Raw genomic sequence first — 537 nt, 5'->3', positions numbered from 1 at the left:
GCGCCGTCCCGGATTGAGCGGGCCTTATTGGCGGCCGGCCCGGCGCCGGCCGCCGGCTCGCCGCGCCGCGGTTCCCGGGCGCGGGCCCGTTATCGCTGCCGCCGCCTAGCCCCGCGGCTGTTCCGTCTCTTCCGCCGTTTCCGGATCCGACTCCGATTCACCGAGGCGGGCCCGCAGCTCCTCGATCTGTTTGTCCTTCATCGCCATGACCTGCTCGATCTCCTCGGGCACGGAGACCCCGTCTGCTGACGCGTCCCCGCCGGCGTCCGGCGGATCGGCCTCCACGGTCTCCGAGAAACGCTTTTCCAGCTCTTCCAGGGAGGCCAGCCAGCGGGTCTCGGTCTCGCGGTAGGTCTGTGTCTCCTGTTCGTCGAGGCCGTGCGCCTCGACGTTCTCCAGCAGCTTGCCGGCCAGGTGGCGGACCCGGTCGTAGCCTACCCGCAGGGTGCGCAGCTCGTCGCGCAGCTCCAGCAGCGAGGCGACCCGTTCCTCCTCGCGGGTGAGCAGGCGTCGCAGGCGTGCCGATTCTTCCGCCGC

Annotated in this window: 1 protein-coding gene; it reads right to left on the bottom strand. The window is 71.5% G+C overall.

Going from position 1 to position 537, the window contains the following annotated elements; all coding sequences use genetic code 11:
• Positions 1 to 105 precede the first annotated feature (105 nt).
• On the bottom strand, positions 106 to 537 hold a 432-nt coding region (locus G7A99_RS24355), incomplete at its 5' end, for a hypothetical protein (RefSeq protein WP_163144653.1).

It is taken from the genome of Arhodomonas sp. KWT (assembly GCF_010993615.1).
Note: the sequence above shows the minus strand (reverse complement) of the source record. Positions and strands in the feature narration are given on the sequence as shown.